Genomic DNA, 15,310 nt, shown 5'->3' with positions numbered 1-15,310 from the left:
GCATCAGAATCAACTGAGCTAAGGATAACCGCACGCATTCGAAAGTGTTAGGCCTGCAAAGACCCGTTATAAGTTGCCCTGCCCGCCTAGATGGTCGGCTCCGTGTCGGAAAATGCCGGATATTTGTCAAGCAGAGCCGCAACGATCTTGCCGCAGCCCGTACCCTTGGACGACTTGATCATCACCACATCGCCGGCAGAAACCGCATCCAGGGCGAAGGCATTCAGGTCAGCGACAGTCTCGCGATATTCGACCTTGCAATCCTCCGGCAAGGCATCGCGCAGATGCGTCATTTCCGGGCCGGTAAGCCAGACATCGGTAATACCCGCCTCGGTCAAGGGACCGGCGAGCTTGGCGTGGACATCCGCCGCGAACTCGCCCATTTCCAGCATGTCGCCGAGGATGGCGATGCGTCGGGCCCCTCCTGCGGCGGTGTATCGCGCAAAAGGGCGATGGCCGCGCGCATGGACGCCGGGTTGGCATTGTAGCTCTCGTCGATCAGCGTCAAATAACCGGAGCCAATGGCGCGCCTATGGCGTTCGCCACGACCTTTTTCCGGCTGAAGCGTGGCAAGCGACGCCGCAACGCTATCGATATCGGCGCCGACGAGGGACGCTGCTCCAAGCACCGCAAGCGCATTTTCGGCAATGTGGCGTCCCGGAGCCCCCATCGGTATCTCCAGCGTCCGGTTGTCGATCGACGCCCAAAGAACGGCCCCCTCGGCGCCATTGGCGAATTCGACCATGCGGAAATCGGCCTTGGCGCCGCTGCCGAAGCTGTGAATATGCGATACGCCGGTCGCAATTGCCGCCTTTTCCAACTGCTTGAAGCTGTCATTGTCGCGATTGAGTATGGCGTGGCCACCCTCAACCAGACCTTCGAAAATCTCGGCCTTGGCGGCGGCGATCTCCGTCAGGTCCTTGAAGTTGCCGAGATGGGCGGCGGCAACACTGGTGACGACAGCCACATGCGGGCGCACCATCTTGACCAGCGGACGGATTTCGTCCGGATGGTTCATGCCGATTTCGAAGACGCCGTAATCGGTGTTCTCAGGCATGCGGGAGAGCGTCAGCGGCACGCCCCAGTGATTATTGAAGGATGCGACGGAGGCATGCACCCGGCCGAGCGGCTCGAGCACATGGCGTAGCATCTCCTTGGTCGTCGTCTTGCCGACGGACCCGGTGACGGCAATGATCTTGGCGGCGCTGCGATCGCGCGCGGCACAGCCGAGCCTGATCATCGCTTCCAGGACGTCGTCGACGACGATCATCGGGGCAATCAGCCGGCCAAGCGCCGGCAGCTTGGCCTCGCTGACGACAAGCAAGGCGGCGCCGTTTGCAATGGCCACGCCGGCATAGTCATGGCCATCGACGCGGTCGCCCTTGATGGCGAAGAAGGCCTCGCCCTTGCCGAGGGAGCGGCTATCGATCGAAATTCCGGTAATGCCCTCGGGCAGGTTTCCGACAGGACGACCGTTCAGGGCCGCGAGAAGATCAGCGCTTGTCCAGAGCCAGCTCAAATCAGGCACCTCCCAATGCGTTTCTGAGTTCGACATGATCCGAGAACGGCAGGGTCACGGAGCCGATGGTCTGGCCCTCTTCGTGTCCCTTGCCGGCAACGATCAGCGTATCGCCGGACTGCAGCATGGCGACGGCGGCATGGATGGCCGCCGCGCGGTCGCCGATCTCGGTTGCGCCTCGGGCCGCCGCCATGATCTCGGCGCGGATGGTGGCCGGAACCTCGGAGCGCGGATTGTCGTCCGTAACGATGACGACGTCGGCGAGACGCGTGGCGATTTCGCCCATGATTGGGCGCTTGCCCTTGTCGCGATCGCCGCCGCAACCGAAGACGACGATCACGCGACCGGTGGTGAAGGGGCGCACCGAAGACAGGACGTTTTCCAGGGCATCCGGCTTGTGGGCGTAATCGACATAGGCGAGCGCACCGCTTTTCGTGTGCCCGACCAGTTCCAGTCGTCCGGACGCACCCTGCAGTTTTTCCAGCGCCGCCATGGCGGCCTTGGCCGAAACACCGGTGGACATGGCAAGACCTGCCGCGACCAGCGCATTCGAAATCTGAAAATCCCCGGCCAGCGGGATGTGTACCTCGAAAATCTCGTCGCCGACATGCACTTCTGCGATCTGCTTGTGGCGGAAATGCTCGACGCGCTTCAGCGCGAGATAGTCGCCCTTGCGGCCGACGGTGCGGACATCGTGACCGCCCTTTTGCGCGGCGGCTATCGCCTGCGCGGACCAGGCATCATCGGCAAAAATCACGGCAGGTGAACCTTTGGGAAGCACGCCATCGAACAGCCGCATCTTGGCGGCCATGTAATCTTCGACCGTCGGATGATAGTCCATGTGATCGCGACCGAGATTGGTGAAACCGGCAGCCTTAAGGCGCACGCCGTCCAGCCGGTTCTGATCGAGACCGTGGCTTGAGGCCTCCATCGCCGCATGGGTCACGCCGGCATCGGCAAGCTCGGCAAGAAGCCTGTGCAGCGAAACGGGATCGGGCGTGGTCAGCGAGCCGTAGTCGTTGCGACCCGGCGCAATCACGCCCGTCGTGCCGATCATGGCCGCCGCAAGGCCGCCATGCGCCCAGATCTGCCTGACGAAGGATGCGACGGAGGTCTTTCCGGCTGTTCCGGTGACTGCAACCATGGTTTCCGGCTGACGACCGAAGAAGCGGGCCGCGGCAAGCGCCAGAACGCGGCGCGGGCTATCGGCCTGCAGCACGGGAATGGCAGAGGATGAGGAAACACCTGTGCCGGCGATCACGGCAGCCGCGCCGCGGGCAATCGCATCGCTGATGAAACCGGCGCCATCGGCCTTTGAACCGGCCAGCGCCACGAACAGCGAGCCCGGCACGACCTGCCGGCTATCGGCGGTGATTGCCTCGATTTCGATTTCCCCGGCCTGCGGGGGCAGTTGCGCTGCGATTTCCGGGAAATCACTCCCGATCAGGTCATTGAGCTTCATGGACGGCACTTTTCAAATCTACATCGACACGCCGGACGGCGAATCGTCCCGATTGTCCTTCTATGGTCAATAAGACACAAGCAAGGCAGAGCCATCGGGTCCGAACTTCGGCTTTATGCCCAGGAGCGGCGCTGTGCGGGCGATGATCTTCTGTACCATCGGCGCCGCGGTGTAGCCGGCAATGCGGCCGCCGCTTTCGCCCGTCAACGGGGCGTCGATCACGGTCAGCACGATGTAGCGCGGATTGTCCATCGGGAAACCGGCGATGAACGAATTGAAGTTCAAATCGTTGGAATAACGACCATTGATGACCTTGTCGGCCGTGCCGGTCTTGCCGCCGACGTTGAAGCCCGCAACCTGCGCATTCTTGCCGGAGCCGGCGATGCCGTTCCAGTTGAAAAGATAGCGCATGTCGGCGCTGGTGGTGTCCTTGATCACCTTATGACGGAAGGGAGCCGCCTGCTCCTCCGTGCGCGGCAGAAATGTCGGCTCCAGCAGGTAGCCGCCATTCATCAGCGCCGCACCGGCAACCGCCGTCTGCAACGGTGTCGTCGAGACGCCGTGGCCGAACGAGATGGTCACGGAATTGATCTTCTTCCAGGTGCGTGGCTGCGACGGCGTCGCCACCTCCGGCAATTCGGTCTGCATCTTGGTGAGCAGACCGAGCCTTGTCAGAAATTCCTTGTGGCCGTCGACGCCGACCAGATCGGCGACCTTGGCCGTCCCGATATTCGACGAATACTGGAAGATTTCCGGCACCGTCAGGATGCGGTGTTTTCCGTGGAAGTCCTTGATCGTAAAGCCACCCATCCGGATCGGATTGCGCGCGTCAAAACTGTCCTTCAGCGTCATCTTGCCGGAATCGAGGCCCATGGCGAGCGTGAAGCTTTTGAAGGTCGAACCCATCTCGAACGTGCCGTTGCTCATCCGGCTGAACCAGCCTTCCTCGTATTTCTTATCGATGGTTCCATCGGCAAGCGTCCGGGACGGCTGGTTGGGGTCGTAGTCAGGCGCTGATGCCATGGCGAGCACCTCGCCGGTGTAGGCATCAAGGATGACCGCGCCCGCGGCCTGAGCCTTGTAGTCGACCATCGCATTGACGACTACATCGTGAACGATGTTCTGCACACGCAGATCGATGGAAAGCTTGACCGGCTCCAGCCTCGCATCGCTGGTCATGCCGGTCGCGGCCAGATCGGCAAGCCCCTGGCTGTCGATATAGCGCTCCATGCCGGCAATGCCGCGATTGTCGATGTTCACATGGCCAAGAATATGCGAAGCGGTCGCGCCGCCTGGATAGAAGCGGCGTTTCTCCGGGCGAAAGCCGATACCGGGAATGCCCAAAGCCAGGATCTGGCTCTGCTGCTTCGGCGTCAATTGCCGGCGAAGCCACTGGAAGCGCGATTTCGAGCGCAGCTTGTTGTAGATTTCCGAATGATTGAGATTGGGCAAGACGGTCGAGAGCTGCTCAACCGCTTCGTCGGCATCGACGATCTTGTGCGGCTCGGCATACAGCGACACGGTGCGGATGTCGGTGGCCAGGATTTCGCCGTTGCGGTCGAGAATATCCGGGCGCGACGCCATCAGATTGTCGGCGCGTCCGATGCTGGAAACGGCTTCGGGCAGTTCAAGCCCATACTGCACCAGTCGCCCGCCAATGATGCAATAGGCGACCGTGAAGCCGGCGATGATGATGCCGACGCGGCTTCTTGCCTGATTGCTGCTTTTCTTGCGCGTTCCCTCGAACGATACGCCCCTGACATTGCCGCCGGGATGATTGTTGCCGCCGGCGGAAAAATGCGCGCGGCTCTTGATGACCATGATGCGAGAGAGAAAAGACATCAGCGCGCCACCGAACCCGTTGCCATGTCATCCGTTGCCGGAGCGGTTTTCTTTTTCTTGTCGGCGCCCGCAACCTCTTCCGGAACGGGAACATCGGCCTTGAGCATCGGCAGCTCTTCAGGTTGCGCCAGTTGCGTCGACAGCGTCGGCACGAGTTGCAGATCCTTGTCGTAGGCCTCGACAAGCCGTTCCAGACGGTTCGGCTGCGTCAGCAGCGCCCAGTCGGCACGCAGAAGGTCGATCGTATCTTCCTCGAGACGGATTTCCGCGTCGAGCTTGCGCACGTCCTCAAGCTTGTTTTCTGCCCGATGCTTGATCGTGTAGGTGACCGTGGCGGCCGCCGTCATCACGACGATCAGAACGATGTCAAAGCTACGCAGCATATTTCAGCCCCCATCTTTCCAAGGCTCGCAAGGTTCGGCAAATCAAAGATCGACAGATCATCTGCCTCTGGCGGCACCCCGGTGCGCGCTCCGACACGCATCTTGGCGGACCGGGCGCGGGGATTGCGGTCCGCTTCTTCTTCACTGGCCGTTACCATAGACTTACCAACTGGTGCGAAGGTTGCGGCCCGCTCATGGGCCAGCGGCATGTGACGCGAGCCCGAGGCCTTTCCCGAACGATCCTGGAAGAATTTCTTGACGATCCGATCTTCCAGTGAGTGAAACGTCACAACCGTCAGCCGCCCGCCGGGCTTCAGGGCACGCTCGGCGGCAAACAGCGCCTTTGCGAGTTCGCCGAGTTCGTCATTGACGAAAATACGCAGTGCCTGGAAGACACGGGTCGCCGGATGAATCTTGTCCTTCATCTTGCGCGGCGTGACGACTTCGATCAGGCCTGCAAGATCACGTGTCGTGACGAAGGGCTCTTCCAGCCGACGCTTCTCGATGGCGCGGGCGATGCGCCCGGACTGCGGCTCCTCGCCAAGAAAGCCGAAAATCCGCGTCAGATCCGAGACCTTGGCCCGATTGACGACGTCGGCCGCCGAAACGCCGTGGGATGACATACGCATGTCGAGCGGCCCCTTGCGCTGGAACGAGAAGCCGCGATCGGCTTCGTCGATCTGCATCGAGGACACCCCGATATCGAGGACAACGCCGTCCAGCCCGCCTTCGGGCACGTGACTTGCCAGATCGGAAAACTGAGAATGGATCAGCGTCAGATGACCACTGCGCGCCGCAACCATGGCCTGACCGGCCGCAATGGCGGCGGGATCGCGATCAAGCGCGATCACGTCGGCGCCGGCATCCAGCAGGGCCGAACTGTAACCGCCTGCACCGAACGTACCATCGAGAATGATCTTGCCCGGACCGGGCTCGAGGCTCTCAAGAACCTCCTGGAGAAGAACCGGAATGTGACGGACCGGTCCGCCATCGGCATCAGAAAAACCTCCGCCTTGATCCGTCACCATTCCGATTCTCCATTCTAGGTCGGGCGCAGACCTCGCAATCTTTGCCCCTCGCGAGCCGCCGCCTGCAATTCCGTGAATGCCTGCGGTGCCCATAACTGAAAGTGATCCGCCCGACCGACGAACGTCACGTCCGTGGTGATGCCGGTGAAGTCCCGGATGAAATCCGAGATCATCAACCGCCCCTCCTGGTCGAGCTTCATGAAGACCCCGCCCCCATGAACCAGGAGCGACATCTGATTGGCCTGCGGCGAGAACGGATCCTCGCTGGCAATCTGCCTTTCGAACCGATCCAGCAAATCCGGACCGCCGGCGCTGATAGCCGGAAAGACAAAATCCTGAAAGCAATAAAGCTCCCGTATATCCAGAGACGACAAGACAGCACGAAACATCGAGGGAACGGAAACCCGCCCCTTTGCATCGATCCGGTTTGTCGCATGTGAAAGGAAGCGGTTCATAACGCGATACAGCCGATTCCGATGAACAGGGCACCGGCACGGGCCTGCTCACGCCATCAAAAAAAGCACAGAACTCCACCGTCGGGCGAAATGCCCGATACCAGGACCCGCCTGCGGGCGACCGGATTTTAGCGATGAACGGGCCTTAAAAGGCTCTTGTGCAGTGCATGATTGGGATAGCATGGGACCATATGGGCGTCAATGGGAAATGCTGGTTTTCGGCATGCGGCATGATCAAATATTGATAGTCTGTTAAGTTTAACAAATGGTTACCGAACAGAGCGCAAGACTTTGGAATCAAAGGAAAAAGAGAGACCGGAAAAAGCGACATCAAACATCACTAACCTCTAAAACAAACGGCTATTCAACGGGATACAGCCCCTGCAAAAAGGCCGTCCCGAACTATCGGAAAAAGAGAAATTGCCAGTTGGCCTGTAAGCCGGGTTCTGTATGGCTCCGGCTTTGAGACCGGAACGTGGCAGCCATTCATCTGGGGCGGCGCTTACGCGCAACCTCGTGCAACCCACCCGGACGACTGGCCTGAAAACCGGCCGGAGCGCTTGCGCGATCCGCGTCGTCCCTATTCGGTTTTGCTCCCGGTGGGGTTTGCCCTGCCACCCATGTTGCCATGCGTGCGGTGGGCTCTTACCCCACCCTTTCACCCTGACCTGTCGCAAGGACAGGCGGTTTGCTTTCTGTGGCACTTTCCCTAGGGTCGCCCCCGCCGGACGTTATCCGGCACCGTGTTTTCATGGAGCCCGGACTTTCCTCCCCCGCAGCCTTTCGGCCCTAGCGGAGCGCGGCTGCCCGGCCAACTGGCAAGCGGTGCATAAACGAGGGTCGGCGCAATTGCCAGAGGCAATCGCCCGCAAAACCGGCCGAGACGCATTTCAGCGGGTGCAGACGGCAAAGTCGGTCGCATATTCCGGCGCATCGAGCGCGCCGTCGAGAAGCAGAGACGCACCCAGGCGGCCGATTTCATCGGAGCTTTTGGCAGCAGCACCATTGCCGCCGGTGAGCGCCGCGATGCGACCTTCGCCGACGAAACCGATATAGGGGTATCCGTGCCGCGTAAAAGTGGTGACGCAAGGGGCGGAGTGAATACAGGTCGGCTCAATTCGGGGAATGACCCGGCGCAATACGGCAAGCAGGTGATCGGCCGCATCAGGATTTTCACCGCGGCGAAACCAGGCGCGGATATCCGCCTCGGTGTCCAACACGAGATCGCTCGGATCGCCGCCGATCTTGAGATAGAATTTGCCATCGGGATAAAGCACGGGCGGAAGGAGATAATAGCTTTCCTCCTGCGTCGACGAGGAGCCGATCAGCGACGGCATGGCCGCATAGTCCGCCCGTTGCGCATCGTCGATTTCGGCAAACAGCACTGTCCTTGCCTTGACCACCAGATCCAGCGGTCGCGGCAGGAGCGATGCGGCGATCGAAAATCCGCCGGCAGCGACAAGCACGCGCCCGGCGGTTAAAACCAGACCTTCGACCGTGGTGACAGAGACGTGTCCGGCATGCTCCGTTACAGACGCGACTTCGCTGGAGATGACCGTTGCGCCGTTTTGAGCCGCGATCCGCGTTTGCGCCGCAACCAGCGCTCGCGGGTTGATGTGGCCGGCACCGTGGGCTTCGAAGACGCCGCCGAAACCTGCCGGGAATTCGAACCACGGAAACCGCGTTTTCATTTCCGCGGCGGTCAGGAAAGGCGCATCGACACCGAGCGTGTCGCGGGCATGCATGACCTGCTCGAGGTAGTCATAGGCATGGCCGGGTGCGGGTGCTGCGATCAGGCACCCCGCTTCGCTGTAGAAGGTGATGCCGCTCGTGGCTTCGATCTGCGCATAGCGGTCTATCGAGCGGCGGGCGAGAAGCGCCCAGTCGCGATTTATGTCGATTGTCCGCGTGATACGGCCATTGTCGTAGTGGCTGGCGAAAACGCCGTCATGGGTGGTGCGATCCGCCGGTTCGTCCGGCCCGACAAGAGCGACGCGCGCACCGGAAAGCGCCAGGTAGCGCGCTGCCGCAGCTCCCATCATGCCCTTGCCGACGACAACGAAATCAAAGGTTTCAGCCATTCCACCCATCCATCTGAATTACAGTGGACGAATAGCATGAGAAAGACATTTTGCCAGCCGTCCCGACGCCCGGAAACGGAGGACGGCCGGAACGCAAAACACATCCGGCCGTATCATTGTCCGCCGATCAAGGCACTCAGTTGAGGATGCTTTGCACCTTGCCGCAATAACGGCGCGACACCGGGTTCATGCGCTTTGCCCCATGGCCCGCATTGTAGCGCAAAATGGTTCCGCAGGTCGCACCACCCGAAAGCTGGTGGGCGACAGCAAGATATTTCATGCCGAACTTGATGTTGGTTTCCGGATCGAACAGACCCTTCTTCGAGCCGGAATAGCCCATCATACGCGCCGTGGCCGGCTTGATCTGCATCAGACCGACTTCGCCGGCACTGCCGCGGGCACGCGGATTGAAATTGCTTTCCACCTTGACGACCGCGTGAGCAAGATCGACGGGAACGCCATATTCCTTGGCATAGGCGACGATAAACGGCGAATATTGCGACGTCGGCAGCACTTGATCCGGCTTGGCATAGCCCGTGGTTCGAGTCACCTGGGGAATGGATGATGTCTTGATGGTTCTATCGATGCCCCCGGCAAACGACGATTCCACCCCGGCGAAAAACATGCAGAAGCATGCCGCCGCAGCAGCAACTGACGATATTCTCATTTAGCTTGAAGTCTCCGCTTTCAGGGTAGCGCAGCCAGGGCGCACCCCGCCCTTGCCGTCTGCATCCCGATCTTTTCACTGGCAGAAGAAGGCCCTTTCGGCTCGTTTCCCCCGCGGTTCTGTACGGCGGCAAAAGACCCGCGTAACATGGTCATCATGTGGCAGCGCAGCATTTTTTCGTTTTTGGGGAAGAGAGGCAGCCGTTCAGGACAAGGTTTCAAGAGCGGTCAGGCACTGAATGACGACAGCGCCGAAAGCAGGCGATGCAGCGTGTCGATGGTCGACATATCCGCGATGCCGTCCACCCGGGCGGGTCGAAAATGCCGCTGGAAAGCAGCCACGTCGCCCTCGGTCTTTTCGCTGAAAACGCCACTTATTTCAGTGCTATAGCCATAGAGCGAGAGCATCGACTGAAGAGCCGCCACCGGTTGCCCCTCGTCACCGCGCTGGAAGAATCGACCACCGCTGATCGCGGTCGGATTAACCCAGTGCCCGACGCCGTGTTCGTGCAAACGTTTCCAAGGGAATTTTTCACCCGGATCGACCTTGCGAATAGGGGCAACATCGCTATGGGCAAGCACCCTTTCGGGGGCGACAGACCAGCGTTTGCCGCAATCCCGACACAGTTCAATGACTGCTTCGATCTGTGCATTCGGGAAATCGGGGAGCCCGCCTGGGTGACCGGCATTGGCGATCTCGACGCCGATGGAGGCGGAATTGATGTCCGTCTCGCCCTTCCAGCTGCTGCGCCCGGCATGCCAGGCGCGGCGGCTTTCGGAAACAAGCTGGTCGATGCGCCCGTCCTCATGGACGAAGTAGTGGCAGGAGACCTGGCTCTCCTCTCGACAAAGCCAATCAAGGGCCGCGTCGGCCGTTTCCATGCCGGTGTAATGCAGGATGATGATGTCCGGGTTTCGCCCGCCTGCCCGCTCGCCATGATTGGGCGATGGCACGCAACGCGCCGCGGCATAGTCGCAGTCGAACAGCATCATGCAGCGCGGCGTTCTTTCTCGATCGCTTCATAGGCGGCGTTGAGCGCGGCCATGCGATCATTGGCGATGGCGTGAAATTCTTCCGGCACACCGCGGGCAACCAGGCGATCCGGATGGTTTTCAGAGACCAGAACCCGGTACTGCTTGCGGATCGTCGAAAAATCATCCTTCGGCGAAACGCCGAGGATCTTGTAGGGATCCACTCCGCTGGCGTGGACATGGCGGGCCATGATCTGCTGGAAATGAACCTCGTCCATGCGGAAGATTTCCGCGACGCGCATCAGATAGGCCAGTTCCTTGTCATGAATGGCGCCGTCGGCCTTGGCGATATGGAACAGGCCGTCGATGATGTCCTCGAGGATCGGGCAATCGCGTTCGCAGGAAACACAAAGCGCTGCCATCTTCTCGGCATAGGCCTCGTAACCGGCCACGTCCTGACGGGCAAGATTATAGAGGCGCGCAACATTGTGCGCCTGATCGTCGGGAAACTTGAAGATATCGCGAAACGCCGACACCTCGGCCTCGGTCACGATCCCGTCTGCCTTCGCCATCTTCGCCGAGAGCGCAATCATCGCGACCGAAAAGGCAACCTTGCGTCGTGTCTCCGGGTCGCCCTCGAACAGGGTGCGCACGGCTTCCACCACCCCCGCAAGGGCGTTGCCGGTCGCATTGATGATTCCGAGGATACTCTCCCAGAAAGACATAGGCACGTTCTTTCGTGTGTTGCTACGCTGCAGCATGACCAGATGTGGCCGGACATTGCAAGCCGCGCACCAGCCGCGAGGGCCCTGCAGAGGCCGTCATGACGAAATTGTGATGGCCCTCACTATGTTGATGCACAATATTCTGATGGCGGTCAAGCCGGCAGGGACATTGCGTATCGCGCAATATCCTGACGCAACAAAACCGGACGCTGGGTTGCCAGCGTCCGGTTTTGCCTAAATGAACAGATCAGGACCGCAGCAGGACCTTGGTCGAACTGATGGCAGTAGCAATCTGCTGATAATGCGCCTGACGCTTGGCCGAATTTTCCGCCGAGCGCAGCAACTGGGTCTCGGCTTCCTGGATGATCGCCTGCGCCTCCTTCATGACCTTTGCCAGCGCTTCCTTCTTGATTGCAGTATAGCGCTTCTTGCCCTTCAGCCGCGGATTGGTCCCGCTCGGGGAATCCAGTTTCGGCTGTGCCGAATCGGCATTGGCACGCGCGAGCGAGGAGAGCTTGCCGGCGGCCTTGGAAATGATCATGCGGGCCCCCAGGTATTGCCCGGCCGGCATGCGGCGGGAAACCTCTTTCAGGCCCTGCGCCAGGCAATCCACCCGGTACACGGGATCGTAGCGCCCGCACTCCGCAACAATACTGCGGATATCCGCGACGATGGCATCCGTCGCCTTTTTGGAAACGCTCGTCTCCTCACTGATGTGCTGAAGCAGCGTATCCATGTCAGAAAGACCCGCGGCCGGCATGATGGGTATAGCGGACGCCGGCGTCACAACCGAAACTGCAGAAATAGAAGCAGATACAACAAGACGCAAGGCAACATTCCGGAACTTGCCGGTTAAAACTTTAACACTCATCTGATCTCTCCCCAGATACTATAAGTAAAAAATGACGTCACCAGTTAAAAAATGAACTTATCTTCTTTGATTAGATTTTAAGCACATTCATTTTTCATCGTAAAGAGATATTTTTTCTCGCCTCCGCAATATAAAAATCCGGCTATCCAGGGTCGATGCAACAGCCACGGTCGACCATAGAACGAGCGGCAACAGGCCATTATTCATTCCAGCACGTGATTTCTCGATCACCCATATGAATTTGACTTGGATGCGACCGAGCGGCAGAGGTTGCGGGCCTCGTATGAATCGGAACCTGCATGACGACGACCAGCCACACCCAGGCCATGGGCATGATTCTCGGCCTCATCGGCGTCACGATCTTCGGGGCAACCTTGCCGATGACGCATATCGCGCTCGGCGGATTCTCGCCCTTGTTCATCACCTTCGGCCGCGCCGTCCTTGCCTCGGCCGCGGCCGCCATCCTGCTGATCGCATTGCGCAGACGCTGGCCGAAGGGCCAGGGTCTTATGCTGGTCGGCGCCGGCATCTGTGTCGTATATGGCTTTCCGATCTTTTCCTCGGTCGCAATGCAGACGATCCCCGCCAGTCACGGCGGCGTCGTGCTTGGTCTCCTGCCGCTTTTGACCTCGATCTTCGCGGCCCTTGTCGATGGCGAGCGGCCCGGCCCGGCCTTCTGGGCCTATGGCATCGCCGGCGCAGCGCTGGTGGTCTATTTCGCAGTCAGGGGCAACGGCTTCCATCTGGAGATGGGCGATGTCTGGCTTTTCGTCGCCGCCGTCTCCGCGTCCCTCGGTTACGTGCTGCTGGCCAGGATTTCCCGCGACGTCTCCGGCTGGGAAGCGATTTCCTGGGCCCTCATCGTGACGGCCCCCTTGTCGCTCGTTGCGACCGCGCTCGTTGCCAGAAGCGGTATTTATGCACCGAATGCCGCCGAACTTGGCGCCTTCGCCTATCTCGGACTGATGTCCATGTTCGGTGGCTTCATGTTCTGGAACGCCGGCCTGGCGCTCGGCGGGATCGGCAGAGTGGCGCAGGTCCAGCTTCTGCAAACCTTCGTCACACTCGCTGTTTCGGCCGTTCTGCTCGGAGAGATCGTCGATGCCACGACGATCGCCTTTGCCGCCGCCGTCGCGCTGATCGTCTGGCTCGGACGCAAGGCGCGGATCGCCTGACACAGTTCTTTTGATCCTGTGCCGCTCTGTCATTTAACTTCCATGGGACTTGCGCTAGAGAGGCCTCGCTCTATTCTGGCGATAACCCCTGAGGAGGAACCATGGCCAAACAGAAAGTCGCAATGCTGACCGCAGGCGGGCTCGCGCCCTGCCTTTCTTCCGCGGTTGGCGGGCTGATCGAACGCTATACGGACATTGCGCCGGAAATCGAGCTGGTCGCCTATCGATCCGGCTATCAGGGCCTCTTGCTGGCCGACCGTATTCCGATCACCCCGGAGATGCGCGAGAAGGCCCACGTGCTGCATCGCCACGGCGGATCGCCGATCGGCAACAGCCGCGTCAAGCTGACGAATGCTGCAGATTGCGTCAAGCGCGGCCTCGTCAAAGAAGGCGAAAACCCGCTGCGGGTGGCGGCCGAGCGGCTCGCGTCGGACGGCATCACCATCCTGCACACGATCGGCGGCGACGATACCAACACGACCGCAGCCGATCTTGCCGCCTATCTCGGCGCCAATGGCTATGACCTCACCGTTGTCGGCCTGCCGAAGACCGTCGACAACGATGTCGTCCCGATCCGCCAGTCGCTCGGCGCCTGGACGGCCGCCGAATATGGCGCAAAATTCTTCGATCACGTCAGCAACGAGCAGAGCGCAGCGCCACGCACTCGTCGTGCACGAGGTCATGGGCCGCCATTGCGGCTGGCTGACCGCTGCGACCGCCCGCTCCTACATCCAGATGACCGAAGACAAGGAGTTCGTCGATGGCTTCATGATGAACGAGCGACTGAAGAACATCGACGGGCTCTACCTGCCGGAAACCAGTTTCGACCTGCAAAAGGAAGCCGAACGTCTGCGCAGCGTCATGGACAAGAGCGGCTTCGTCACGCTGTTCGTCAGCGAAGGCGCCTGCCTTGATGCCATCGTTGCCGAACGTGAAGCCGCCGGCGAAAGCGTCAAGCGCGATGCCTTCGGCCACGTCAAGATCGACACGATCAATGTCGGCAACTGGTTTACCAAGCAGTTTGCGGCTCTTCTCGGCGCCGAACGCTCCATGGTGCAGAAATCCGGCTATTATGCCCGCTCTGCGCCGGCCAATGCCGATGACCTGCGCCTCATCCAGGGCATGGTCGATCTTGCCGTCGAAAGCGCGCTTAACAAGGTCTCCGGCGTTACCGGCCATGACGAGGCCAAGGGCGGCAAGCTGCGCACGATCGAATTCCCGCGCATCAGCGGGGGCAAGCATTTCGATACGTCTGTCAAATGGTTTGGCGAGATGATGGATGTCATCGGCCAGAAATGGTCGGCAGCCGACTGATCGTCGGCCTAAGGCTCCATTAAACGACATCTTGACGGCTCCGCGTACCCATGGCTTCCTCCCTTGGAAACCAGAGCACACGGAGCCGTTTTTATGTCAATTGAACACTGGCTGGCTTTTGTCGCCGCATCGGCCATCATGCTGGCTATTCCAGGACCGACAATTCTTCTCGTGATTTCCTACGCGCTCGGCCATGGCCGCCGCACCACGGCGGCAACCGTTGCCGGGGTTGCACTGGGCGATTTTACCGCCATGACGGCCTCCATGCTCGGCCTTGGCGCCCTGCTCGCGACGTCCGCTGCGATCTTCACCGTGCTCAAATGGGTTGGCGCGGCCTATCTCGTCTGGCTTGGCGTGAAGCTCTGGCGCGCTCCGGTGCTGGATGCAACGACGCGGGACGCGGGCGAGGCACCGACGGAACGACCGATACACATCTTTCTTCACACCTATGTGGTGACGGCGCTGAACCCGAAAAGCATCGTCTTCTTCGTGGCCTTCCTGCCGCAGTTCCTCGACCTGACGCGCCCGCTGTTTTCGCAGATGCTGATTTTCGAAACGACGTTTCTGGTGCTCGCGACGCTGAACGCGACCGCCTATGCGTTGATGGCATCGGCAGCCCGGACGACGATCCGCAAGCCGAAAATCCAGACGATCGTCAACCGCACCGGCGGCTCGCTGCTCATCGGTGCGGGCCTGCTGACAGCAGGCCTGCGCCGAAGCGGTGCCTGAAAAGGCGCTACGCGCTTGCGATCGAATGGCCAATAGGTTAATGGAGTTTCACATCCGGCAGCTTCGCGCTGCTGATTTGCGGGGGCTG

The 15,310-nt window shown here is 60.4% G+C and carries 12 protein-coding genes, 1 other RNA gene and 2 pseudogenes; 3 read left to right on the top strand and 12 right to left on the bottom strand.

Annotated elements, in window-relative coordinates:
* Window positions 1-86: 86 nt before the first annotated feature.
* From P6U16_RS19615 to P6U16_RS19560, 12 genes and pseudogenes are all read right to left on the bottom strand, one after another.
* Window positions 87-1,519: pseudogene (locus P6U16_RS19615) on the bottom strand (UDP-N-acetylmuramoylalanyl-D-glutamyl-2,6-diaminopimelate--D-alanyl-D-alanine ligase).
* A 1-nt stretch (window position 1,520) separates the two neighbouring features.
* Window positions 1,521-2,981, bottom strand: coding sequence for a UDP-N-acetylmuramoyl-L-alanyl-D-glutamate--2,6-diaminopimelate ligase (locus P6U16_RS19610; protein WP_277701879.1), 1,461 nt, complete (start codon window positions 2,979-2,981; stop codon window positions 1,521-1,523).
* A 66-nt stretch (window positions 2,982-3,047) separates the two neighbouring features.
* Window positions 3,048-4,823 (bottom strand): penicillin-binding protein 2, encoded by a 1,776-nt coding sequence (locus P6U16_RS19605; RefSeq protein ID WP_277701878.1) that lies wholly within the window; start codon window positions 4,821-4,823, stop codon window positions 3,048-3,050.
* Window positions 4,823-5,206, bottom strand: coding sequence for a hypothetical protein (locus P6U16_RS19600; protein ID WP_277701877.1), 384 nt, complete (start codon window positions 5,204-5,206; stop codon window positions 4,823-4,825). The genes P6U16_RS19605 and P6U16_RS19600 overlap by 1 nt, the downstream gene beginning before the upstream one ends.
* Window positions 5,179-6,234, bottom strand: a complete 1,056-nt coding sequence (rsmH, locus tag P6U16_RS19595; protein WP_277701876.1) for a 16S rRNA (cytosine(1402)-N(4))-methyltransferase RsmH — start codon at window positions 6,232-6,234, stop codon at window positions 5,179-5,181. The genes P6U16_RS19600 and rsmH overlap by 28 nt, the downstream gene beginning before the upstream one ends.
* Window positions 6,235-6,248: 14 nt before the next feature.
* The gene (gene mraZ, locus P6U16_RS19590) at window positions 6,249-6,689 is read right to left on the bottom strand and encodes a division/cell wall cluster transcriptional repressor MraZ (protein ID WP_277701875.1); all 441 of its coding nucleotides are present in this window, start codon (window positions 6,687-6,689) and stop codon (window positions 6,249-6,251) included.
* 419 nt (window positions 6,690-7,108) lie between these two features.
* An RNA gene (gene rnpB, locus P6U16_RS19585) (RNase P RNA component class A) lies at window positions 7,109-7,508 on the bottom strand.
* A gap of 71 nt (window positions 7,509-7,579) precedes the next feature.
* Window positions 7,580-8,770, bottom strand: a complete 1,191-nt coding sequence (locus P6U16_RS19580; protein WP_277701874.1) for an FAD-dependent oxidoreductase — start codon at window positions 8,768-8,770, stop codon at window positions 7,580-7,582.
* Between the two features lie 136 nt (window positions 8,771-8,906).
* Entirely contained in the window at window positions 8,907-9,437 is a 531-nt protein-coding gene (locus P6U16_RS19575; RefSeq protein ID WP_277701873.1) for a lytic transglycosylase domain-containing protein, read from the bottom strand.
* A 227-nt stretch (window positions 9,438-9,664) separates the two neighbouring features.
* Window positions 9,665-10,429 (bottom strand): N-acetylmuramoyl-L-alanine amidase, encoded by a 765-nt coding sequence (locus P6U16_RS19570; RefSeq protein ID WP_277701872.1) that lies wholly within the window; start codon window positions 10,427-10,429, stop codon window positions 9,665-9,667.
* Window positions 10,426-11,133, bottom strand: coding sequence for a DnaJ family molecular chaperone (locus P6U16_RS19565; RefSeq protein ID WP_277701871.1), 708 nt, complete (start codon window positions 11,131-11,133; stop codon window positions 10,426-10,428). Before P6U16_RS19565 ends, P6U16_RS19570 begins: the two co-directional genes overlap by 4 nt.
* 247 nt (window positions 11,134-11,380) lie before the next feature.
* Window positions 11,381-11,869, bottom strand: a complete 489-nt coding sequence (locus tag P6U16_RS19560; RefSeq protein ID WP_277701870.1) for a hypothetical protein — start codon at window positions 11,867-11,869, stop codon at window positions 11,381-11,383.
* Between the two features lie 434 nt (window positions 11,870-12,303).
* On the opposite strand from P6U16_RS19560, the gene P6U16_RS19555 reads away from it, so the two are divergent.
* From P6U16_RS19555 to P6U16_RS19545, 3 genes and pseudogenes are all read left to right on the top strand, one after another.
* Window positions 12,304-13,179 (top strand): DMT family transporter, encoded by an 876-nt coding sequence (locus tag P6U16_RS19555; protein WP_277701869.1) that lies wholly within the window; start codon window positions 12,304-12,306, stop codon window positions 13,177-13,179.
* Between the two features lie 101 nt (window positions 13,180-13,280).
* Window positions 13,281-14,493 (top strand): annotated as a pseudogene (locus P6U16_RS19550) (pyrophosphate--fructose-6-phosphate 1-phosphotransferase).
* Between the two features lie 93 nt (window positions 14,494-14,586).
* Entirely contained in the window at window positions 14,587-15,222 is a 636-nt protein-coding gene (locus tag P6U16_RS19545) for a LysE family translocator (RefSeq protein ID WP_277701868.1), read from the top strand.
* The last annotated feature ends 88 nt before the right edge of the window (window positions 15,223-15,310 follow it).

This window comes from Rhizobium sp. 32-5/1 (assembly GCF_029537235.1).
Taxonomy (GTDB): domain Bacteria; phylum Pseudomonadota; class Alphaproteobacteria; order Rhizobiales; family Rhizobiaceae; genus Pararhizobium.
This window is presented reverse-complemented; position numbering and strand designations above follow the sequence as displayed.

Bases quoted from the DNA above. Each gene is read 5' to 3' on its own strand.
- P6U16_RS19610 (WP_277701879.1), bottom strand. From the start codon at position 2,981: ATGAAGCTCAATGACCTGATCGGGAGTGATTTCCCGGAAATCGCAGCG.
- P6U16_RS19605 (WP_277701878.1), bottom strand. From the start codon at position 4,823: ATGTCTTTTCTCTCTCGCATCATGGTCATCAAGAGCCGCGCGCATTTT.
- P6U16_RS19600 (WP_277701877.1), bottom strand. From the start codon at position 5,206: ATGCTGCGTAGCTTTGACATCGTTCTGATCGTCGTGATGACGGCGGCC.
- rsmH (WP_277701876.1), bottom strand. From the start codon at position 6,234: ATGGTGACGGATCAAGGCGGAGGTTTTTCTGATGCCGATGGCGGACCG.
- mraZ (WP_277701875.1), bottom strand. From the start codon at position 6,689: ATGAACCGCTTCCTTTCACATGCGACAAACCGGATCGATGCAAAGGGG.
- P6U16_RS19580 (WP_277701874.1), bottom strand. From the start codon at position 8,770: ATGGCTGAAACCTTTGATTTCGTTGTCGTCGGCAAGGGCATGATGGGA.
- P6U16_RS19575 (WP_277701873.1), bottom strand. From the start codon at position 9,437: ATGAGAATATCGTCAGTTGCTGCTGCGGCGGCATGCTTCTGCATGTTT.
- P6U16_RS19570 (WP_277701872.1), bottom strand. From the start codon at position 10,429: ATGATGCTGTTCGACTGCGACTATGCCGCGGCGCGTTGCGTGCCATCG.
- P6U16_RS19565 (WP_277701871.1), bottom strand. From the start codon at position 11,133: ATGTCTTTCTGGGAGAGTATCCTCGGAATCATCAATGCGACCGGCAAC.
- P6U16_RS19560 (WP_277701870.1), bottom strand. From the start codon at position 11,869: ATGGATACGCTGCTTCAGCACATCAGTGAGGAGACGAGCGTTTCCAAA.
- P6U16_RS19555 (WP_277701869.1), top strand. From the start codon at position 12,304: ATGACGACGACCAGCCACACCCAGGCCATGGGCATGATTCTCGGCCTC.
- P6U16_RS19545 (WP_277701868.1), top strand. From the start codon at position 14,587: ATGTCAATTGAACACTGGCTGGCTTTTGTCGCCGCATCGGCCATCATG.